Source organism: Alkalihalobacillus alcalophilus ATCC 27647 = CGMCC 1.3604 (genome assembly GCF_000292245.2).
Taxonomy (GTDB): domain Bacteria; phylum Bacillota; class Bacilli; order Bacillales; family Bacillaceae_D; genus Alkalihalobacillus; species Alkalihalobacillus alcalophilus.
Genome location: NZ_ALPT02000013.1, coordinates 38,524 through 58,807, shown reverse-complemented (window position 1 = coordinate 58,807; position 20,284 = coordinate 38,524). Strand labels below are relative to the sequence as shown.

The 20,284-nt window shown below is 37.3% G+C and carries 26 protein-coding genes; all 26 read left to right on the top strand.

What is annotated here, in order from left to right:
• Positions 1-26: 26 nt before the first annotated feature.
• Complete coding sequence (xerC, locus tag BALCAV_RS05375) at positions 27-941, top strand: tyrosine recombinase XerC (RefSeq protein ID WP_003320690.1); 915 nt, start codon at positions 27-29, stop codon at positions 939-941.
• Between the two features lie 84 nt (positions 942-1,025).
• The gene (gene hslV, locus BALCAV_RS05370; protein ID WP_003320689.1) at positions 1,026-1,565 is read left to right on the top strand and encodes an ATP-dependent protease subunit HslV; all 540 of its coding nucleotides are present in this window, start codon (positions 1,026-1,028) and stop codon (positions 1,563-1,565) included.
• Between the two features lie 62 nt (positions 1,566-1,627).
• Entirely contained in the window at positions 1,628-3,025 is a 1,398-nt protein-coding gene (gene hslU / locus BALCAV_RS05365) for an ATP-dependent protease ATPase subunit HslU (protein ID WP_003320686.1), read from the top strand.
• Between the two features lie 26 nt (positions 3,026-3,051).
• Complete coding sequence (gene codY / locus BALCAV_RS05360; protein ID WP_003320685.1) at positions 3,052-3,831, top strand: GTP-sensing pleiotropic transcriptional regulator CodY; 780 nt, start codon at positions 3,052-3,054, stop codon at positions 3,829-3,831.
• A 433-nt stretch (positions 3,832-4,264) separates the two neighbouring features.
• Positions 4,265-4,663: a flagellar basal body rod protein FlgB gene (flgB, locus tag BALCAV_RS05355; protein WP_040323664.1), complete on the top strand. Its 399-nt coding sequence runs from the start codon at positions 4,265-4,267 to the stop codon at positions 4,661-4,663.
• A 5-nt stretch (positions 4,664-4,668) separates the two neighbouring features.
• Complete coding sequence (flgC, locus tag BALCAV_RS05350; RefSeq protein WP_003320683.1) at positions 4,669-5,133, top strand: flagellar basal body rod protein FlgC; 465 nt, start codon at positions 4,669-4,671, stop codon at positions 5,131-5,133.
• Positions 5,134-5,157: 24 nt separating this feature from the next.
• Positions 5,158-5,466 (top strand): flagellar hook-basal body complex protein FliE, encoded by a 309-nt coding sequence (gene fliE, locus BALCAV_RS05345; RefSeq protein WP_003320682.1) that lies wholly within the window; start codon positions 5,158-5,160, stop codon positions 5,464-5,466.
• A gap of 54 nt (positions 5,467-5,520) precedes the next feature.
• Complete coding sequence (gene fliF, locus BALCAV_RS05340; protein ID WP_003320681.1) at positions 5,521-7,092, top strand: flagellar basal-body MS-ring/collar protein FliF; 1,572 nt, start codon at positions 5,521-5,523, stop codon at positions 7,090-7,092.
• Between the two features lie 12 nt (positions 7,093-7,104).
• Positions 7,105-8,118: a flagellar motor switch protein FliG gene (fliG, locus tag BALCAV_RS05335; RefSeq protein WP_003320680.1), complete on the top strand. Its 1,014-nt coding sequence runs from the start codon at positions 7,105-7,107 to the stop codon at positions 8,116-8,118.
• Positions 8,111-8,890: a flagellar assembly protein FliH gene (fliH, locus tag BALCAV_RS05330; protein WP_003320678.1), complete on the top strand. Its 780-nt coding sequence runs from the start codon at positions 8,111-8,113 to the stop codon at positions 8,888-8,890. Before fliG ends, fliH begins: the two co-directional genes overlap by 8 nt.
• Positions 8,887-10,203 carry a flagellar protein export ATPase FliI gene (fliI, locus tag BALCAV_RS05325; protein ID WP_003320677.1) on the top strand — a complete coding sequence of 439 codons (1,317 nt, stop codon included), beginning with the start codon at positions 8,887-8,889 and terminating at the stop codon, positions 10,201-10,203. The genes fliH and fliI overlap by 4 nt, the downstream gene beginning before the upstream one ends.
• A gap of 1 nt (position 10,204) precedes the next feature.
• On the top strand, positions 10,205-10,642 hold the full coding sequence (fliJ, locus tag BALCAV_RS05320) for a flagellar export protein FliJ (protein WP_003320676.1): 438 nt from the start codon (positions 10,205-10,207) through the stop codon (positions 10,640-10,642).
• Between the two features lie 16 nt (positions 10,643-10,658).
• The gene (locus tag BALCAV_RS05315) at positions 10,659-11,231 is read left to right on the top strand and encodes a magnesium transporter MgtE N-terminal domain-containing protein (RefSeq protein WP_003320675.1); all 573 of its coding nucleotides are present in this window, start codon (positions 10,659-10,661) and stop codon (positions 11,229-11,231) included.
• Between the two features lie 37 nt (positions 11,232-11,268).
• Positions 11,269-12,609 (top strand): flagellar hook-length control protein FliK, encoded by a 1,341-nt coding sequence (locus tag BALCAV_RS05310; protein ID WP_003320674.1) that lies wholly within the window; start codon positions 11,269-11,271, stop codon positions 12,607-12,609.
• A gap of 17 nt (positions 12,610-12,626) precedes the next feature.
• Positions 12,627-13,145, top strand: a complete 519-nt coding sequence (flgD, locus tag BALCAV_RS05305; protein ID WP_003320673.1) for a flagellar hook assembly protein FlgD — start codon at positions 12,627-12,629, stop codon at positions 13,143-13,145.
• Between the two features lie 5 nt (positions 13,146-13,150).
• The gene (locus BALCAV_RS05300; RefSeq protein ID WP_003320672.1) at positions 13,151-13,543 is read left to right on the top strand and encodes a TIGR02530 family flagellar biosynthesis protein; all 393 of its coding nucleotides are present in this window, start codon (positions 13,151-13,153) and stop codon (positions 13,541-13,543) included.
• Between the two features lie 88 nt (positions 13,544-13,631).
• Positions 13,632-14,450 (top strand): flagellar basal body rod protein FlgG, encoded by an 819-nt coding sequence (gene flgG / locus BALCAV_RS05295; protein WP_003320671.1) that lies wholly within the window; start codon positions 13,632-13,634, stop codon positions 14,448-14,450.
• Positions 14,451-14,513: 63 nt separating this feature from the next.
• Positions 14,514-14,729 (top strand): flagellar FlbD family protein, encoded by a 216-nt coding sequence (locus tag BALCAV_RS05290; RefSeq protein WP_040323663.1) that lies wholly within the window; start codon positions 14,514-14,516, stop codon positions 14,727-14,729.
• Entirely contained in the window at positions 14,726-15,157 is a 432-nt protein-coding gene (gene fliL, locus BALCAV_RS05285) for a flagellar basal body-associated protein FliL (RefSeq protein ID WP_003320669.1), read from the top strand. Before BALCAV_RS05290 ends, fliL begins: the two co-directional genes overlap by 4 nt.
• 47 nt (positions 15,158-15,204) lie before the next feature.
• Complete coding sequence (gene fliM / locus BALCAV_RS05280) at positions 15,205-16,197, top strand: flagellar motor switch protein FliM (protein ID WP_003320668.1); 993 nt, start codon at positions 15,205-15,207, stop codon at positions 16,195-16,197.
• On the top strand, positions 16,187-17,371 hold the full coding sequence (gene fliY / locus BALCAV_RS05275) for a flagellar motor switch phosphatase FliY (RefSeq protein ID WP_040323658.1): 1,185 nt from the start codon (positions 16,187-16,189) through the stop codon (positions 17,369-17,371). The genes fliM and fliY overlap by 11 nt, the downstream gene beginning before the upstream one ends.
• Before the next feature lie 25 nt (positions 17,372-17,396).
• Positions 17,397-17,759 carry a response regulator gene (locus tag BALCAV_RS05270; RefSeq protein WP_003320666.1) on the top strand — a complete coding sequence of 121 codons (363 nt, stop codon included), beginning with the start codon at positions 17,397-17,399 and terminating at the stop codon, positions 17,757-17,759.
• A 25-nt stretch (positions 17,760-17,784) separates the two neighbouring features.
• Positions 17,785-18,525 carry a flagellar biosynthetic protein FliO gene (locus tag BALCAV_RS05265; RefSeq protein WP_003320665.1) on the top strand — a complete coding sequence of 247 codons (741 nt, stop codon included), beginning with the start codon at positions 17,785-17,787 and terminating at the stop codon, positions 18,523-18,525.
• The gene (gene fliP / locus BALCAV_RS05260; protein ID WP_003320664.1) at positions 18,518-19,222 is read left to right on the top strand and encodes a flagellar type III secretion system pore protein FliP; all 705 of its coding nucleotides are present in this window, start codon (positions 18,518-18,520) and stop codon (positions 19,220-19,222) included. The genes BALCAV_RS05265 and fliP overlap by 8 nt, the downstream gene beginning before the upstream one ends.
• A gap of 15 nt (positions 19,223-19,237) precedes the next feature.
• Entirely contained in the window at positions 19,238-19,507 is a 270-nt protein-coding gene (fliQ, locus tag BALCAV_RS05255; protein WP_003320663.1) for a flagellar biosynthesis protein FliQ, read from the top strand.
• On the top strand, positions 19,507-20,283 hold the full coding sequence (gene fliR / locus BALCAV_RS05250; protein WP_003320661.1) for a flagellar biosynthetic protein FliR: 777 nt from the start codon (positions 19,507-19,509) through the stop codon (positions 20,281-20,283). The genes fliQ and fliR overlap by 1 nt, the downstream gene beginning before the upstream one ends.
• The last annotated feature ends 1 nt before the right edge of the window (position 20,284 follow it).

Genomic DNA, 20,284 nt, shown 5'->3' with positions numbered 1-20,284 from the left:
TTTGATAAGCTTTGTGAGGTGATGAAATGGAACCTGAACAGAGAAACAAAAATCAAGAGCTTTTTTTTCAATATATGAAAATTGAAAAAAATGTCTCTGGTCATACGATGACAAATTATCAAATTGATTTGAATGATTTTAATCACTTTATGTTTGTACAAGAGATTTCATCAGAAAAAGAAGTCACCCGTGAACATGTTCGTCGTTACTTAACATATCTTTTTGAGAAGAAATATGAACGTAAAACGGTGTCAAGACGAATTTCGGCTTTGCGTTCTTACTTTCGTTTTTTAGAAAGAGAAGAAATTCTTTCTGAAAATGTTTTTAATATGACGACATTGCCTAAACAAACTAAGAGGTTACCTCACTTTTTGTACGAGCAAGAAATGATTCAATTATTTAACTCGTTACAAGGTGAGGAGCCATTACTTCAAAGAGATAAAGCGATTATTGAATTATTGTATGCAACAGGGATGCGGGTTAGCGAATGCCAGCAGTTGCAGCTTTCTGATATTGATTTTATGATTGGTACGGTATTTGTTCATGGAAAAGGAAACAAGGAGCGTTATGTTCCTGTTGGCGAGTTTGCTTGTGAGGCATTGAACACATATATCGAAGACGGTCGTGCAAAGCTATTAGCAAAATCGGTGAATCGTGAAACGAACAATCATTTGTTTTTAAATTATAAAGGTGGACCACTTTCAACTCGTTCATTTCGAACTTTGTTAACAAAGAGAGTAAAAGAGGCAGCCCTTACATCACATGTGAGCCCACATCATTTAAGACACTCCTTTGCTACCCATTTACTTAACAATGGAGCAGACTTAAGAGTTGTGCAAGAGCTTTTAGGACATGAGAGTTTGTCCACTACTCAAATTTATACACATGTAACAAAAGAACGCCTCCGGGATGTATACATGCAAAATCACCCACGAGCATAAATTGTTTCAAAGCCGTGTATGCTTATTAGAATAAGGGTATGATACTGAATTATTTTGAGAAAAGAGCTAAAGGGAGGGTCGAAAATGGGCAATTTTCATGCAACGACGATTTTTGCGGTTCGACATGAAGGCAAATGTGCGATGTCAGGCGATGGCCAGGTTACGATGGGAAATGCTGTTGTGATGAAACATACCGCCAAAAAAGTACGGCGTCTTTATTCCAATCAAGTCATTGCTGGGTTTGCTGGTTCTGTCGCTGATGCCTTCACTTTGTATGAAAAGTTTGAAAGCCGTTTAGAAGAGTATAATGGTAATTTACAAAGAGCAGCGGTTGAACTAGCAAAAGAATGGCGAAGTGATAAAATGTTGCGACAATTAGAAGCGATGTTAATTGTTATGAATAAGGAGCATTTATTACTTGTGTCTGGAACAGGTGAAGTGATTGAACCTGATGATGGGATTTTAGCGATTGGTTCAGGTGGAAACTATGCGTTGGCAGCTGGAAGAGCATTAAAAAAACACGCTCCGCAATTAAGTGCCAAAGAAATTGCCAAAGCGGCCTTAGAAACAGCAGGAGAGCTTTGTGTTTATACAAATGATCAAATCGTGATTGAAGAATTGTAATAAAGATTAATCTATTATTACCAATATGACCAGCACTGAGCGAAAGTGAGGAGCGATAAAAGATGAGTACTTCTTTAACACCACGTCAGATTGTTGAGCGTTTAAATCAATTTATTGTCGGTCAAGAGTCAGCCAAAAAATCAGTCGCTGTTGCCTTAAGGAATCGTCATCGGCGTAGTTTATTAGATGATAAGCTTCGTGATGAGGTAACGCCCAAAAATATCTTAATGATTGGACCAACCGGTGTTGGTAAAACAGAGATTGCCCGTCGTTTAGCTAAATTAGTCGGAGCTCCTTTTATTAAAGTTGAGGCAACTAAATTTACAGAAGTTGGCTATGTTGGTCGTGACGTCGAATCAATGGTCCGTGATTTAGTTGAAACGAGTGTTCGAATGGTTAAGCAAGAAAAAATGGAATCGGTCAAAAGACAAGCTGAAAATCAAGCCAATCAAAGGCTTGTTCAATTACTTGTGCCCGAAGCGAAAAAGCAGTCCAATTATAAGAATCCATTCGAAATGATTTTCGGTCAACAAAATGAAACCGATCAAACCGAGGCACCAATAGAAGAAGAACATGGAATTGCTCAAAAAAGAAAACAAATGGCTCACCAGCTTGCATTAGGTGAATTGGAAGATTATCTCGTTACGATTGATGTTGAAGAGCAACAGCAAGGTTTTATGGATATGTTTCAAGGAGCAGGTATGGAGCAGATGGGCATGAATATGCAAGAGATGTTAGGTGGAATGATGCCTAAAAAGCGGAAAAAACGTCGCTTGCCTGTAAGTGAAGCAAGAAAAGTGTTAACTGAAGAAGAGGCCCAAAAGTTAATTGACATGGATGAAGTGACCCATGATGCCGTAACAAAAGCAGAACAACTAGGGATTATCTTTATCGATGAAATTGATAAGGTAGCTGGTAAAGGCAATCAACAATCGGCTGATGTTTCTCGTGAAGGGGTACAAAGAGATATTCTTCCGATTGTAGAAGGTTCAACGATTGTTACGAAATATGGCTCTGTTAAAACTGACCATATTCTCTTTATTGCGGCTGGGGCGTTCCATGTCGCAAAACCATCTGATTTAATCCCGGAGCTTCAAGGGCGTTTTCCAATCCGGGTTGAATTAGAAAATTTAACTATTCAGGACTTTGTCCGTATTTTGGTTGAGCCAAATAATGCTTTACTTAAACAATATATAGCTCTTTTAGAAACAGAAGGTATAAAAGTTCGCTTTTCGGACGAAGCTGTTCATAAGATTGCGACAATTGCCACAGAGGTCAATCGTGATACGGAAAATATCGGAGCCAGACGTTTGCATACTTTATTAGAAAGATTGCTTGAAGATTTGTCATTCGAGGCACCTGATATTAATTTAGAAGAAATTTTAATTACCCCTGAATATGTAGAAGAAAAATTAGCATCCATTGCTAAAAATCGAGATTTAAGTCAATTTATTTTATAAGAAGTAGAAATTAGGAGGATATTTTAATGAGTTTATTATCAAGAACAAGAAAAATTAATGAGATGTTACAAAAAACAGGTGGGCAACACGTCAATTTCCGTGAAATGGCCGAAACATTACGTGATGCTATTAGTGCGAACGTATTCGTTGTTAGCCGTCGTGGTAAATTATTAGGCTTTGCGATTAGTCAAGAGATTGAAAACGAAAGAATGCAAAAAATGTTTGAAGATCGCCAATTTCCAGAAGAGTATACAACTGGTCTATTTAAAGTAGAAGAAACAACAGCTAATCTTGATATTGAAAGTGATTACACAGCGTTCCCTGTTGAAAATAAAGAATTATTCCAATCAGGGCTTACGACAATTGTTCCTATTATCGGTGGAGGACAGCGTTTAGGTACACTTGTTTTATCAAGACTAGGCGATTCGTTTAATGATGATGATTTAATTTTAGCTGAGTATGGGGCAACTGTAGTAGGAATGGAAATTCTACATGAGAAAACACAAGAAATCGAAGAGGAAGCAAGAAGTAAGGCGGTTGTTCAAATGGCGATTAGTTCACTTTCTTACAGTGAGCTAGAAGCTGTTGAACATATCTTCAACGAACTTGATGGAAAAGAAGGTTTACTTGTAGCGAGTAAAATTGCGGATCGTGTCGGAATTACTCGTTCAGTTATCGTAAATGCTCTTCGTAAACTAGAAAGTGCTGGTGTTATTGAATCTCGTTCATTAGGTATGAAGGGAACATATATTAAAGTTTTAAATGACAAATTTTTATTTGAACTAGACAAATTAAAAACTAAATAAGTATAAATTTTACAGGACTACTGGCTATCGTCAGTAGTCCTGTTTTTGGTTTGAGGGGGAAAAAATACTCAGGTGACTTTATGAGAAAAATATGACTTTTCGGCAAAATATGAAAGAATATTTAGAATTTACTAAGATTAATCATCGAATATGACGCTTTTATGACGAGTTTATTAATGGTTAAAAAGTCTCGAAAAAGTCATGATATAATAAAAAAGTTCTATAAGTAATGACAAATTAACTAGGTTTGAGCAAGAAGGACTATCTTTTCAGGTAGTCCGTTTTTACTAAAAGTCCAAATAGGTAAAACGGTGTTAGACATTTGTCCTGATGTTTATTACAATTTTCATAGAGAGTAGTATGTGGGATTTTGTAGAATTATAGGAATATAAGAAGAAACGTGTTAAGTGTTTAGAGGATTGAGGTGAAAAAAGTGAATTTATTTTCGGGAACTACTTTCCGAATGTTAGAGCAAGGATTAAATGGTGCTCAAATGCAGCATAAAGCGATTTCGCAAAATATCGCTAATGTTGATACACCGAATTATAAGGCACAGCGAGTATCATTTGAGCAATTATTAAATCAGGAACTTACACGTTCAAATTTGGAAGCACACCGAACAAATGAAAAACATGTTGAGTTTAAAAGTTCAAGTTTTTCTAGTCCTATTCTTACAAAGGGGAATAGTTCCTATAACCATAATGGCGGCAATGTTGATATTGATTTGGAAATGTCAGAGTTAGCGAAAAATCAAATTTATTATAATGGTTTAATTGACCGGATCAATGGGAATTTTTCAAACTTAAAAATGGTCATTAGAGGAGGCAGCTAAATTAAATGACAATCTTTAATAGTATGAATATTAGTGCATCAGCCTTAACAGCACAACGTCTACGAATGGATGTTGTCTCGGCAAATATGGCCAATGCGGAAACAACTCGAGGTCAGTATGTTAATGGCGAATGGCAGCCTTATCGACGAAAGATGGTTTCATTAGCTCCACAATCTGGAAATCAAAACCCCTTTTCAGCTCAATTATCTAGAGCGATGAATTCAAGTGGTACTATAGGTCAAGGTGTAAAAGCAACGGCATTGGTTGATGATATGTCTCCATTTAAGCTGATTTATCAACCAGAACATCCAGATGCGAATGAAGAAGGGTATGTTTCGTTGCCAAATGTCGATCCGCTTCGAGAAATGGTCGATTTAATGAGTGCATCTAGGTCATATGAAGCGAATGTGACGACAATGAACGCTTCAAAGAATATGCTGATGAAAGCTTTAGAGATCGGAAAAGGCTAATTGAATAAATAGGATGTGAAGATTATGGAAATAAATAACATGCAATCCTCGTTTGTTCTGAAAACAAATGACTTGCATAGTCAAAAGGTTCTAAAAACACCTGCTCAGGCAGAAGCGTCGTTTAAAGCAGCCTTTAAAGATGCCTTAAACAATGTCAATCAATTGCAGCAAGAGTCAGGACAAAAAACACAGCAACTTGTAACAGGTCAAATTGATGATTTACATGAGGTCATGATCGCTGGCCAAAAAGCATCTGTCACCCTTCAAGCTACTGTAGAAGTGCGTAATAAAGTCATTGAAGCTTATCAAGAAATTATGAGAATGCAAGTTTAATAGAAAAATGAAGATAGTCAAAATTCTCTACTGCTTTTGATTGTAGGAGGAGCCATGAAAGAGAAATTATTAACATATAAAGATAAAATAACAAGTTACTGGGCAGAGAAAACAGAAACACATAAGCGTTTTTTTGTCATTGGTCTAATTGGATTTATTATATTTATCAGTCTTTTAGTTTTCTTTACGACCAGAACGACATTTGTTCCTTTATATAGCAATTTAAGTGTTCAAGAAACAGGTCAAATAAAAGCAACATTGGATTCACGTGGCGTATCTTCAAAGGTGAGTGATAATGGTACGACGATCATGGTGCCTGAACCAATCGTTGACAATTTAAAAGTGGAACTTGCTGCTGAGGGTATTCCGAACAGTGGAAATATTGATTATACATCAATCCAAGATCAAATGGGTTTTGGAATGACGGATAATGAGTTTAAAGTGATCGAACGGGCGGCGATCCAAACTGAGCTAGAAAATTTGATCAGTTCGATTGACGGGATTCAAAATGCGAATGTCATGATCACATTACCCGAAGATAGTGTTTGGTTAAACACTGAAAAACAAAGTGCCACTGCTGCAATTATCTTAAATGTAGCACCAGGCTACTCGTTAGATGAAAATCGAGTACGGGCTCTTTATCATTTAGTATCAAGGAGTGTTCCGAATCTTCCTATAGAAAATATCGGCATATCCGATCAAATGTTTAATAGTTATTTTTACGAAGATGAAAATAGTTCTTCAGTCCTAGCGGCTTTCGAGCAACAACGAAAAATTCAAAAAGATATTGAACTAGATATTACGCAAAGCTTACAACAAATGCTTGGAACGATTGTTGGCCGCGATAAAGTGCTCGTATCAGTCACGACAGATATTGATTTTACACAAGAGAATCGAATGGAGCAATTAGTGACACCGGTCAATGAGGAAACGATAGAAGGTATTGTCGTCAGTGTTGAACGTGTAGAAGAAGCTTATAGTGGCTCTGGTACTAATGTTGGAGGGATTGCCGGAACAGGTGATGAAATTCCGAATTACGAAGGTGTAGACGGAGCCGGTGAATCTGAATGGGAACGAACAGAAGAACGAATCAATACGGAAGTGAATCGGGTAAATCGTGAAATTGTTGAAAGCCCTTATCAAATTCGTGACATCGGCATTCAAGTAATGGTTGAACCACCAGAAGGAATGGAGCAGCTACCGATTCAACAAATTAATGATATTGAACAAATTTTAGCGACGGTTGTACGAACATCGCTTCCAACGGTTGGTGAAGAGGAAATGAGCGATGCGATGATTAGTGAACGTATTTTTGTCTCTTCTCAGCCGTTTCAAGGGAAGTTGGTATTTGAAGAGGTCCCTAACATGGCTGTTCCAACTTGGTTATATGTAGCAGGAACGATTGTACTTATTGTTATTATCGCTTTAATTCTTTTATTACTAAAAGGAAGAAAGAAGGAAGAAGTAGTAGAGGAAGAAGAAAAGCTTATTTCTTATGACATAGAAGAATTATTAGATGAAGACATTAGTGAACATGAAACCAAACGTAGACAACTCGAAAAAATGGCTAAAGAAAAACCAGAAGACTTTTCGAAATTATTACGAACTTGGCTCTCGGAAGACTAGGAGGGTATGACCTTGGCAAGAGCAAAAAAGGGTTTAACTGGAAAACAAAAAGCTGCGGTCCTCTTAATCTCCTTAGGACCTGATGTGGCAGCTAATGTTTATAAACATTTAAGAGAAGATGAAATTGAACAATTGACATTAGAAATTTCTAATGTTCGTAAAGTGGAAGGTGAATTAAAGGAAGAGGTTTTGGAACAATTCCATTCTTTAGTATTGGCTCAGGATTATATTGCTCAAGGTGGAATTGGTTATGCCAAAAGCATATTAGAGAAAGCTCTTGGTGAACAGGTAGCAATGGATATCATTAATCGATTAACCTCAACTTTACAAGTTCGTCCATTTGACTTTGCCAGAAAAGCAGAACCTGCTCAAATTTTGAACTTTATTCAAAATGAACACCCACAAACAATTGCTCTTATTTTATCTTATTTAGAAAGTGAGCAAGCTGGACAAATATTGTCTGAATTATCTCATGAGGTGCAAGCAGATGTAGCTAAACGTATTGCCTTAATGGATCGAACGTCACCAGAAATCATTAATGAAGTCGAATTGATTTTGGAGCAAAAACTATCCGCGACCGTTACACAAGATTATACGGATGCGGGTGGAATTGAGTCTGTTGTCGATGTACTTAATAGTGTCGATCGAAGTACAGAACGGACGATTTTAGATGCATTAGAAATTCAAGATCCTGAGCTTGCTGAAGAAATCAAAAAACGTATGTTTATTTTCGAAGACATTGTGACCCTGGATAATCGTTCGATTCAACGAGTGATTCGAGATGTTGAAAATGATGACTTACAACTTGCTTTAAAAGTAGCGAGTGATGAAGTGAAAGATGTTGTCCTTAGTAATATGTCAAATCGAATGGCTGAAGCCTTTAAAGAAGAAATGGAATACATGGGTCCAGTTCGCTTGCGAGATGTGGAGGAAGCTCAATCACGTATTGTTACGATTATTCGTCGCTTAGAAGAAGCGGGTGAAATTGTTATAGCTCGTGGTGGAGGAGATGATATCGTTGTCTAATGTCATAAAGTCACCTCAGACGAGTGGAACGGAAGGAAAACAGATCTCGATTTTACCCCTTGAGCAATTTATTCCTGTCTTAAATGAAGGGAAGACGGAATTGCGTGTAAACGAACAACAAAAGAAACAAGAAATCGAATCTTTGCTCCAACAAGCAGAAGATGAGGCGAAACGATTAAAAGAACAAGCTCAATTAGAAATCGAACAAATGCAACAGCAACTAAATAATTTGCGCCAAAAGCAACTAGAAGAAATCGAACTCCTTAAAGAAGAGGCAATTCAATCAGGTTATCAAAGTGGCTTTGAACAAGGAAAAGAAGAAGCTTTTCGGCAGTATGAGCAAAAATTAACGGAAGCTTCTCATATTGTGGAAGTGGCCAAGCATGATTATGAGCAAATGCTTTCAGAAGCAGAACCACAAATGATTGATATCGCCCATCTTTTGGCAAATCGAGTTTTAGGAGAAAGATTTGAAGTAAATGCGGAACATTGGAATCAAATGTTAGAACAAGTGATGCGAGAAGTAAGAGAGCATGAAGAAGTGAAATTATATGTGACTCCAGCTTGGTATGAGCATACGGTTAAACAAAAAGAGGAATTAAAACAACTTTTAAGTCGAACAGAAAATTTATTTATTTACCCTGATCTCAATTTGCCGACGAATGGCTGTGTAGTTGAAACTCGTTTAGGAAGAATGGAAGCGACCCTTGATCGGCAGCTACTAGAGTTGAAAAATCAATTGCAAGAAATGTTAGAGGGGTTACATAAATGAAGAAGCTTATTGCTGACAAAATAATGGAATTATCTCCTTATAAGTGGTATGGAAAAGTAACGAGAGTCGTCGGACTAACGATTGAGGCCAAAGGTCCTCAAGCATCAGTCGGTGAACTGTGTTATATCCTTGTTGGTAAAAAGTTTAATAAAAAAGTGAAGGCTGAAGTTGTTGGTTTTCGTGACGAAAATGTATTATTAATGCCTTTAAATTCAACATCAGAAATTTCACCAGGTTGTCTTGTCGAGGCAACAGGAAAACCATTACAAGTAAAAGTCGGCTATTCTTTAATTGGGAAAGTGATTGACGGTTGTGGCGAATTATTAGACGGAATGTCACTTCCTAAAGGGCTCGCGTCTTTCCCGACTGAAAGTGCTCCTCCTAATCCGTTGTTACGACCACGAATCACAGAAACAATGAGTTTAGGTGTCCGGGCCATTGATACATTTCTAACAGTCGGCAAAGGGCAACGTGTGGGGATCTTTGCCGGAAGTGGTGTCGGAAAAAGTACACTAATGGCGATGATTGCTAAAAAATCAGCTGCTGATGTTAATGTTATTGCTCTCATTGGTGAACGTGGACGTGAAGTCAAGGATTTTATAGAACGTGATTTAGGTGAGGATGGACTGAAAAATACGGTTATGGTTGTCGCGACCTCTGATCAACCGGCATTAATGCGGATTAAAGGGGCGATGACAGCAACTGCGATTGCTGAATATTTTCGAGAGCAAGGTTTAAATGTCAACTTAATGATGGATTCGGTCACAAGATTTGCTATGGCCCAACGTGAGATTGGACTTGCTATTGGTGAGCCTCCAACAACGAAGGGATACACACCAAGTGTATTTGCGATGTTACCAAAATTATTGGAGCGTTCTGGAACGAGTGTAGCAGGAAGTATTACCGCTTTTTATACAGTATTAGTTGATGGTGATGACATGAATGAACCGATCGCAGATGCTGTTCGTGGTATTTTAGATGGTCATTTTGTTTTAGAAAGACAGCTTGCCAATAAAGGGCATTATCCAGCGATCAATGTTTTAAAAAGCATTAGTCGGGTCATGGATGATATTGTCAGTACGGAACATAAACAGATTGCTAAAAAGGTTAGAGGGGTTCTTTCTACTTATTTAGAAGCCGAGGATTTAATTCAAATTGGTGCTTATAAGAGAGGGTCATCACCAGATATCGATCAAGCAGTCGCTCTTTATCCGGATATTATCCGATTTTTGCAACAAACGACTGAAGAAAATGTTTCATTAACAGATTCGGTCGAACGATTAGTTCAACAGTTTGGTAAAGAGGTGTTGTAAAATGGCCTTCCACTTTTCTTTGCAAAAAGTAATGGAATTAAAGGAAAGAGAAAAAAAAGAAGGGCAATCGATTTATTCAAAAGCAGTCGATGATTTTGAGCAGAAGGCAACGATTTTATATAACTTATTAAAGTCAAAAGAAAGTTTAGAAGATAATGCTCGCAATCAAATTCAAACAGGAATTACGATTGGTGATATTCAGCAGCAGCAATCTCAATTTTTGCGTTTGCAAGAAGAGATTAACAAACAACAAATTAAAACTCAAATCGCTCGAAATAATATGCAAAAAAAACAGCAAGAGCTAGTAGAACGAACGATCGAACATAAAAAATACCAAAAAATGAAAGAAATCAAACAAACAGCGTATGAACAAGAACAAACCCATTTAGAGAACGTTTTAATGGATGAAATGTCGGTTTTGATGTATTCCAAAAGGTAAAACAGGGTGATGGCGAATGAAAGAAACGAAAAAGCAACGAAAAGGAACATGGTTTTTAATGGTATTTATCATTCCTGCAGCCGTATTGTTAACCGTCGCTATCGTCTTAATGACGGTCGTAGAACACCCGACAATTGATCGGATGAAGGATATGGCTCGTTCATTACCGGTTATTTCACAGTTAACCGCAAATGAAGCTGAAGCTGAAATGAATGCTCAAATCGAGCAATTGCAACTCCAATTAAACGAACAACAACAGCAACTAGCTGTTCTTAATCAATCAATAGAAGAAAAGGACATATTGATTACAGAGCTTGAACAAGAGAATGGACAGTTACAGGAAGAAATAGAAATGACAGAACCATTACAAACAGCTGAACAGGCCACTTCAGTCAATTCTGTCAATGAAATTGGTCACATTTATGAAAACATGTCAGCGAAGAATGCCGCTCGGATCATTGCAGAGCTTTCAATTGACGACACAATGGCTCATCTCATGCAAATCTCACCTGAACAGCGAGGGAATATTATTGCTCGCTTAGAGAGTGAAAGGGCAGCAGAAATAATGAAAAGACTTGCCGATAATTAATTTTTTCTGTTCTTTTTAATCGAAAGGAGGTGAGACAGTGCAGAACGTTGTAAATCTAGCTCCTACTAATCAAAACTCAATGTTTCAGCTTCTTGAAAAGCAAGGGGAAAAAGGAACTTCATCACCATTTGCAGAGCTGTTAAATAAAACATTACAACCGACAACTCAATTAGTGGATTCTACCGAGCTATTAACTGTTGCTAGCCAAACCTTTTTAGAGTGGTTAAAAGAGGAGCCAGTTAATGAAAAAGAGCTTTCACTTGAACAAATGGTTCGTATTTTTAGTGGAAATGAAAGTTTAGAGCAGACGGTTGAACTAGAAGAACAGCTGACAAATTGGCTCCTTCATTTATTTTCATTAGCAAACGAACCAATCACAGAACAAGACATAAATGAGCCTCTAGTAAATGAATCCGAACGGGATGGTTCATTATTACTTGATTTTATCGAGCTTTTTCCAGAAGAAATTCTGCTTGCTTTTTTACAGTCAAACCAAGAAGTGAATGATAAACGTCCACCTTTGGTTCAATTGGTTGCTTCTTTTGGTCAATTTGAGGCTAAAGATTGGTCAATGCTTGAAAAAAAACTAACACAATTGTCACTAGAAAGTGGTTCAAATGAAAGATTAGAGCGTGCACTTATGTTTATTCAGCAGTCAACAGCTAACAGAGAGTCAACAGATGTTAAACAAGTGCTGACTTACATAAAAGAACACTTGTTGCAAACTAAACAAGAAAACAGGACTTTTTCTCAAACGAGTATGGAGAAGCAAAAGGGTGAACAGCTAACTTTAATTCAACGTTTAAATCAATCCCATCATACGATTGTCGATATGCCTCAATTAAATCGAGGAGAAGCGAGTCCGGACCATAAAATCTCAGACATGCCTTTTTCTCAAACAATGTCACACGCACAACAAGCAACGATTCGACTTGGTGTGAATCAAGAGCCAGAAGTGATGCAAAAGCAATTTTTGAAGCAACTAGAACAAATATTTCAACGACAATTGTTATCGAGTACGACAAATGGAGCAGCTAACACCATTCAAGTGAGACTTTATCCTGAACATTTAGGGAGATTAGACATTCAAATTGTTCAACAGGAAGGAAGTTTAGTCGCGAAAATTACCGCTCAAACGGGGAGTGCCAGAGAGTTAATTGAATCCCAAATTAACCAATTGCGTCAGTCCTTACAGCAGCAGCAACTTCAAGTGGATCGAATTGAAGTAACGGAAGAAAAGGAACGGTTTGAACGAGAAAATGGACAATCATCACAGCAGAAAGAACAAGAAAAAGAGAAGCCTATGTTTGAAAATGAAGAGGATGAAGCTAGTTTTTATGAATGGTTAGAATCTTATTCGTTTGATGAACAAGTGTAAAGTAGGGGAGGGATAAGATGACGACGATTAACAATAATTTATGGCTCTCAAGTATTCAAAATCAACCGACACAATCAAGTGGCTCTAATATGCTTGGGAAGGATGACTTTTTGAAACTTTTGATTACCCAAATGCAAAACCAAGACCCAACAAACCCAATGGATGATCGTGAATTCATTTCACAAATGGCCCAGTTTTCAAGTCTTGAGCAAATGACGAATCTCAATCAATCCATGCAATATATGGTTGATATGCAAATTACGCAAAGTTTAGTCACTCATAGTCAGCTAATTGGTAAAAACGTGCAATGGATGCAGCTCATTGATAATGAAAATGGTGTCGGCCATGATGTTCAATATTTAGAAAATGCTGTGAAGTCGGTCAAAATTGAAACAGATGGAAGTTTGCGTTTGTTATTAGACAATAATACATGGATTAGCAATTTCCAATTAGTACAGGTTGAACCTGTTTCAACTCCACCTGAAGAATCTGGTTCAAATGATGGTAATGATGACAAGGAGAACGAGGTGGAATAAAAAGGATGGATAAGACAATATTAGCTTCCTTACAAACGGTCCATCCACATTCGCTTTCGCAAAAGAACTTAGCTAAGCGCTCCACTTCAGGAGAGTTTAGGAGCTTTTTAGAAAAAGAACTTGAATCAACTTCACCATTAAAAGTAAGTAAACATGCTGAAGGCCGCATGCTTGAACGGGGCATTTCCATTAATGAAATGACATGGCAAAAGATAAGCGATAAAGTACAACAAGCTAAAAAAATGGGGATCAATGACTCACTTGTTTTAACGAATGAGGCGGCTTTAATTATTAGTGCTAAAAATGAAACAGTTATTACGGCTTTAAAAAGGGAAGAAGCAACTGAGCAAATCTTCTCTAACATAAATGGAACAATTGTAATAGATGATAGACGTTAAATGAACGAAGAAGCTGGACCTACTATGAGGAAGCTTTATAGCTGTTGAATGAGCGATACAGCTAATCAAATAAAAAGGAAGTGTCAATATGTTACGTTCAATGTATTCTGGGATTTCTGGAATGAAAAACTCGCAAATTAAATTAGATACGATTGGTAATAATATCGCAAATGTCAATACGTTCGGTTTTAAAAAAGGAAGAACGACATTTTCTGATATGGTCTCTCAAGAATTATCAGGAGCAACAGCACCGGTTGCTGGGGGTCGTGGTGGGGTTAATGCGACACAAGTTGGGCTTGGTATGCAGCTTGCCTCGATTGATACGATTCATACGCAAGGAAGTTTACAAAATACAAGTCGTGCTCTAGATTTAGGGATTTCCGGAGATGGTTATTTCGTTGTGACAGATGGGGATGCGGAGTATTACACAAGAGCAGGTAACTTTTACTTAGATGCTGCTGGAAATTTAGTGAATTCAAGTGGGCTTCAGGTACTAGGTGAAGACCGTGCCCCAATTAATTTTATCGACATTGCGGGTGATCTAGATAATATTAAGAGTTTCTCGATTGGAGCAGATGGTTCGATTAATATTATTAATGCGGAAGGGGAATTGATTGAAACTGATGTCCAAATAGGTTTGGCAAAATTCCCGAATGCTGAAGGTTTAGCCAAAGCAGGTGAAAACTTATTTGTGACGACCCCTAACTCGGGTGTTGCGGCTGAGTTAACGACGCCAGGTGCGAATGGTACGGGTACGTTAGTGGCAGGGACACTCGAAATGTCCAATGTTGATTTATCCGAAGAATTTACCGAAATGATTGTCGCTCAACGTGGATTCCAAGCCAATACAAGAATTATTACAACTTCTGATGATATTTTACAGGAATTAATTAATTTAAAACGTTAATGGAGACATGAGTAAATGGAGAAGGAGCAAGGGCTAGATTCAATTCTAGCCCATAACAATACGATGATTGAATTGATTCGCCTAAATGGAAAGCCTTTTTTATTAAATGTATTACAAATTGAGCAAATTGAAACTTTTCCAGATACGACGATTACACTACTAAGTGGAAAAAAAATTATCGTAAAAGACGATTTTTACGATGTTCAGAAACGAATCAATCAACTTTATCAATCCATTGGTCTAGTTGGTCTTCATAAAGAAATGGAGAACCGAGAATGAAAAAGAACAAAATTCTTACGATCGTTATGATTATACTGATTGCTTTAACATTGGTTGGAGTTATAGCGATAGTTGTTGTGAATCAATTCAATCAACCAGCGATAGCATCAGATGAAGCATCAATTGAACAAATTATTAGTGTATCTTATGAAACCGAACAAATTGTCACGAATTTAAAATCAAATGATTTTATCCGTGTTAGCTTCTTTATTCAATTAGATTCAGACGATTCATTAAAGGAACTTGAAAAAAGAGATTTTCAAGTAAATCATTTGATTTTACACACATTATCTGAAAAAACGGCAAGTGAACTAGAAGGTAGAGAAGGTATGGAAGAGCTCGAAAAAGAGCTAAAAACAGAGATTAATCAATTGTTAAGTGTTGGTGAGGTTGTTCGTGTTTATACAACGAGTTGGGTTATCCAATAACGAAGAACTAAACGAACTTTGTTTGGATGGATTGCGAGGTGAATGTCATGGCTGATGTATTGTCACAAGGAGAAATTGATGCCTTATTATCGGCAATTTCGACAGGTGAGATGGATGCAGATGAATTAAAAAAAGAAGAGTCAGAGAAAAGAATTAGAGTATATGATTTTAAACGGGCCTTACGATTTTCAAAGGATCAGATTCGTAGTATTACGAGAATCCATGAGAACTTCGCTAGATTGCTAACAACGTTTTTCTCCGCCCAATTGAGGACTTATGTACAAATTTCAGTAACCTCTGTGGATCAGCTTCCGTACGAGGAATTTGTCCGTTCCATTCCGAAGATGACGATCTTAAATGTTTTTCAACCGAAGCCATTGGATGGGCGTTTTATAATGGAGATTAATCCTCAGATTGCTTATGCAATGCTTGACCGCTTGTTAGGTGGTAAAGGTGTTAGTGTGAATAAAGTTGAAAATTTGACTGAAATAGAAACAAAAATAATGTCACAGTTGTTTCAGCGAACATTAGATAATTTTCAAGATGCTTGGACTTCGATTGTTGAACTCGAACCAGAAATGGAGGACCTAGAAGTAAACCCTCAATTTTTACAAATGGTTTCACCGAATGAGACGGTCGTAGTTATTTCCTTATCAACAACGATTGCGGAAACATCAGGGATGATAAATCTTTGTTTACCCCATGTCGTCTTAGAAGAGGTGCTACCAAAACTATCTCTACATTATTGGATGCAAGAAAAGAAAAAAGAGCGAGAACCAAGTGAATTTATGAATCTTGAATCTAATGTAAGAAAAGCTCCTTTGCTTGTTCAAGCAGAATTAGGACGCTCGAATATTACGATTGAAGAATTTCTCCAATTAGATTATGGTGATGTGATTGAATTAGATCGATTGATTACAGAACCGTTAACTGTTTATGTTGGTGGAGAAGCAAAATTTTATGCTCAACCAGGTAAAGTAAAAAAACAAATGGCTGTTCAAGTAACCGAACAGATTGAGGAGGCACTAAATGATGAGTGATGACATGCTTTCCCAAGAAGAAATTAACGCACTTTTAAATGGCATGACAGATGATAAAAACAATGATGATTTCAATCAATCTTCTTCATTATATGTATCGGATTATTTATCAGATCTTGAAGAGGATGCTCTTGGAGAAATAGGGAATATCTCTTTTGGCAGTGCAGCGACAGCACTTTCAACTCTTTTAAATCAAAAAGTTGACATTACAACTCCAAAAGTGAGTTTAATCGAACGGAAGAATTTAAATGAAGAATTTCCAAAACCGCATGTGGCAGTCCACGTTCAGTATACGGAAGGTTTTGAAGGAATGAATCTATTAGTGATTCATACAAATGATGCAGCAATTATTGCTGATTTAATGTTAGGCGGGGAAGGAAAGCCCTCAACTTCTGATCTAACGGAGATGCATTTAAGTGCGGTTCAGGAATCGATGAATCAAATGATGGGTTCTGCCTCAACTTCCATGTCAACGATCTTTAATAAAAAGGTCGATATTTCACCACCAAGTATCGATTTAATGGATGTTAAACAAGGTGTTGGAGTGGAGCAATTACCTGATGAACAAACGCTAGTGAAGATTTCCTTTCGTTTAAAGGTTGGGGATTTAATTGATTCAAACATCATGCAATTAGTAACGGTATCGTTTGCGAAAAAAATGATTGAGGAATTAATGAATCCAAGTGTTCATCTAAAGGAGGAGAAAAAGGAGTTGTTTGATGAGCCGATTAATCGAGTGGAATCAAAAAATACTATCGATAATGAATCTTCATATCGTACAAAGGAAGAGTGGAATCAGCCCATTTCTAAACGTGAGCAGCAACATCTCGGAACAAAAATACAAAATCGAGAAGTCGATGTTCAACCGGCTGTCTTTACCGATTTTGGACAACCTGCCTTACCAGATTCAGAGTCTCATAATTTAAATATGCTACTCGATATTCCGCTTCAAGTAACGGTTGAATTAGGAAGAACAAAAAAATCAATTAAAGATATATTAGGGTTTACACAAGGTTCTATCATTGAATTAGACAAGCTAGCAGGTGAACCAGTTGATATTTTAGTCAATCAAAAACTTGTCGCAAAAGGTGAGGTTGTTGTCATTGATGAGAATTTTGGTGTTCGGGTGACCGATATTATTAGTCAAGAACAACGTGTGAAAAATTTGACATAAGCAAGCAATAGAAAGGATGACGAAAATGAAAAAGAATATCTTAATCGTGGATGATGCCGCTTTTATGAGAATGATGATTAAAGATATCTTAACAAAAGGTGGATACAACATCGTCGGAGAAGCAGCAGATGGTGTGCAAGCTGTTGAAAAATTTAAAGAGCTAAAACCGGATCTTGTGACAATGGATATTACAATGCCAGAAAAAGATGGAATTGCCGCTTTAAAAGAAATTAAGGAACTTGATGCAAGTGCTAAAGTTATTATGTGTTCCGCGATGGGACAACAATCGATGGTTATTGACGCGATTCAAGCGGGAGCTAAAGATTTTATCGTGAAACCATTTCAATCTGATCGCGTTCTTGAAGCCATCCAGAAAACGTTTGGTTAATCGAAAATGAGGAGTGCACATCATTGTGATTCGTAAAATTGTAAAAGGCTGCTTATTCGTGTTATTGGCCTTAGCCCTCTTTCCTTCGTTTACGTTTGCCGAAGCGGAGGAAGTGAACCTTAAAGTCACGGAGGCACTAGAAAAAAGGCAACAAACGCCAGATGATGAACAACAAGTACGAAATCAAGACACAGAGGAAGCGGCTGAGCCGCTAGAGCAAACTCCATATGAAGTAACAGAAAACGAAGAACCTTTAGTCGGGTTTGCCGATCAAAATTTATTTGCTTCTTTTTTTAAATTGTTTCTTGCCTTTGGATTTATCGTCTTTATTATCTATTTTGGATTACGCTTTATTAATAAACGAACACAAAACTTCCGCTCCAGTCACTATTTACAAAATATGAGTGGTGTGTCGTTAGGTGCTAACCGTTCGATCCAGTTAGTCCGAGTAGGTGACAAATTGTTAATTGTTGGAGTAGGTGAGTCGATCCAGCTGTTAAAAGAGATTGAAGATCAAGGGGAAATCGAGAAAATTATTTCGCAGCATGAACAACAATTAAACAAGATAACCGACGTTCCTGTTGAGAAAGGGTTTAATTGGTTAAAAGAAACGATGTTTGGAGAAAGAGCTCTCCATTCTAAAAAGTTGTCAAACAACCGTGAGCATGATGACTTTAAGCAAGTCTTAGACAGCCAATTAACGGAAGTCTCAAGTTCACAAAAAAAGTTATATGATTCATTGAAGGAGCGAGGCCGTAATGATTGATCTGATTGTGACACCCAATTTGATAACTGTACCTGGCATTGAGCCTGATTTTTTCTCAGACGAGCCAGCGAGTGTCGCAACGACAATTCAGCTTTTGCTTGTTTTAACGGTCTTATCGTTAGCTCCGGCAATCTTGATTATGATGACTGCCTTTACTCGTATTGTGATCGTCCTATCTTTTGTAAGACAGGGACTTGCGACACAGTCAATGCCACCTAATCAGGTTTTAATTGGCCTCGCCTTGTTTATTACGTTTTTTATAATGGCTCCGGTTTTATCTGAAGTAAATGATCGAGCCTTAACGCCGTTTTTAAATAATGAAATGACGCAAGATGAAGCATTAGCAGAAGCGGCTATACCAATGAAGGAATTTATGGCGAAACATACAAGAGAGAAGGATTTAGCTTTGTTTATGGGCTACGCTGGATTAGATCAGCCTGAATCATTAGATGATATCCCACTCACCTCTTTAATCCCAGCTTTTGCGATAAGCGAATTAAAAACGGCCTTTCAAATTGGCTTTTTAATCTTTGTACCGTTTTTAGTCATTGATATGATCGTTGCAAGTGTTTTAATGTCGATGGGAATGATGATGTTGCCCCCTGTCATGATTGCTTTGCCATTTAAAATCCTTTTGTTTGTATTAGTAGATGGCTGGTATTTAATTGTTGAATCATTATTATTAAGCTTTCGGTAAAAGGAAGGTGCTCTCATGAGCCAAGAATTTATTATAGGTTTAGCTGAAAATGGCGTATGGGTCGTCTTGCTTGTTTCCGGCCCCCTTTTACTAGTTGCCTTAGGTTTAGGGTTATTCGTCAGTATTTTTCAAGCTACTACGCAAATTCAAGAACAAACATTAGCGTTTATTCCGAAAATTGTTGGTGTATTATTTGCCTTAATTATTTTTGGACCTTGGATGCTTTCACTGTTAACAGATTTTGCTCAAGATATTTTTAGTAATTTGTATCGGTTTATAGGTTAATGATGGAATGGATCAATGAAATACCTGGATTTTTGTTAGTCTTTATGAGGGTGCTGGCTTTTGTTGCGATATTGCCGATATACGGACATCGTACGATACCTGTAACACATAAGATTGGCTTATCGGCCTTTTTGGCCTGGGTGATGATTTTTACGATTGATAATCCTGTTGTTGAGATTAATGGCACTTATTTTCTTTTAATTATAAAGGAAGTATTGGTTGGTTTAATGGTCGGCTTAATTGCGATGATCATGATGTATGCAATTCAAGTCGCTGGTGGTTTTATTGATATGAATATGGGTTTTTTAATTGCGAACGTCGTTGACCCCCAAACAGGGGCCCAGAGTCCATTAGTTGGGAGTTATTTATATACATTTGCGCTTCTATTTTTGTTGCTTATAAACGGGCATCATTTAATGTTAGATGGCGTTTTTTATAGTTATCAGTTTATTCCACTTGATCAAGTATTTTTACCGTTTGGTGATGAAGCGATTGTTTATTTTGTTGCCGAAAGTTTTGCGAAGATGTTTATGATTGCTTTTCAAATGGCTTTACCAATTGTGGGCTCGCTCTTTTTAGTCGATGTTGCTTTAGGGATGGTATCTAGAACGGTTCCACAAATGAATGTCTTTGTTGTAGGGATGCCTTTAAAGATTCTTGTTGGTTTACTTTTATTAACGGTTTTTATGGGTGTTTTCTTTATGGGAGTACAAGCACTAATGAATGAAATTATTGTCACGATGAGAACTCTGATGCAAATGCTAGGAGGGGGATAAG

Bases quoted from the DNA above. Each gene is read 5' to 3' on its own strand.
- fliL (WP_003320669.1), top strand. From the start codon at position 14,726: ATGAAAAAGAACAAAATTCTTACGATCGTTATGATTATACTGATTGCT.
- fliE (WP_003320682.1), top strand. From the start codon at position 5,158: ATGGAAATAAATAACATGCAATCCTCGTTTGTTCTGAAAACAAATGAC.
- BALCAV_RS05270 (WP_003320666.1), top strand. From the start codon at position 17,397: ATGAAAAAGAATATCTTAATCGTGGATGATGCCGCTTTTATGAGAATG.
- fliI (WP_003320677.1), top strand. From the start codon at position 8,887: ATGAAGAAGCTTATTGCTGACAAAATAATGGAATTATCTCCTTATAAG.
- xerC (WP_003320690.1), top strand. From the start codon at position 27: ATGGAACCTGAACAGAGAAACAAAAATCAAGAGCTTTTTTTTCAATAT.
- fliJ (WP_003320676.1), top strand. From the start codon at position 10,205: ATGGCCTTCCACTTTTCTTTGCAAAAAGTAATGGAATTAAAGGAAAGA.
- fliY (WP_040323658.1), top strand. From the start codon at position 16,187: ATGATGAGTGATGACATGCTTTCCCAAGAAGAAATTAACGCACTTTTA.
- BALCAV_RS05290 (WP_040323663.1), top strand. From the start codon at position 14,514: ATGATTGAATTGATTCGCCTAAATGGAAAGCCTTTTTTATTAAATGTA.
- flgC (WP_003320683.1), top strand. From the start codon at position 4,669: ATGACAATCTTTAATAGTATGAATATTAGTGCATCAGCCTTAACAGCA.
- BALCAV_RS05300 (WP_003320672.1), top strand. From the start codon at position 13,151: ATGGATAAGACAATATTAGCTTCCTTACAAACGGTCCATCCACATTCG.
- hslU (WP_003320686.1), top strand. From the start codon at position 1,628: ATGAGTACTTCTTTAACACCACGTCAGATTGTTGAGCGTTTAAATCAA.
- flgD (WP_003320673.1), top strand. From the start codon at position 12,627: ATGACGACGATTAACAATAATTTATGGCTCTCAAGTATTCAAAATCAA.
- fliM (WP_003320668.1), top strand. From the start codon at position 15,205: ATGGCTGATGTATTGTCACAAGGAGAAATTGATGCCTTATTATCGGCA.
- fliR (WP_003320661.1), top strand. From the start codon at position 19,507: ATGATGGAATGGATCAATGAAATACCTGGATTTTTGTTAGTCTTTATG.
- fliF (WP_003320681.1), top strand. From the start codon at position 5,521: ATGAAAGAGAAATTATTAACATATAAAGATAAAATAACAAGTTACTGG.
- fliQ (WP_003320663.1), top strand. From the start codon at position 19,238: ATGAGCCAAGAATTTATTATAGGTTTAGCTGAAAATGGCGTATGGGTC.
- codY (WP_003320685.1), top strand. From the start codon at position 3,052: ATGAGTTTATTATCAAGAACAAGAAAAATTAATGAGATGTTACAAAAA.
- flgG (WP_003320671.1), top strand. From the start codon at position 13,632: ATGTTACGTTCAATGTATTCTGGGATTTCTGGAATGAAAAACTCGCAA.
- hslV (WP_003320689.1), top strand. From the start codon at position 1,026: ATGGGCAATTTTCATGCAACGACGATTTTTGCGGTTCGACATGAAGGC.
- fliP (WP_003320664.1), top strand. From the start codon at position 18,518: ATGATTGATCTGATTGTGACACCCAATTTGATAACTGTACCTGGCATT.
- BALCAV_RS05315 (WP_003320675.1), top strand. From the start codon at position 10,659: ATGAAAGAAACGAAAAAGCAACGAAAAGGAACATGGTTTTTAATGGTA.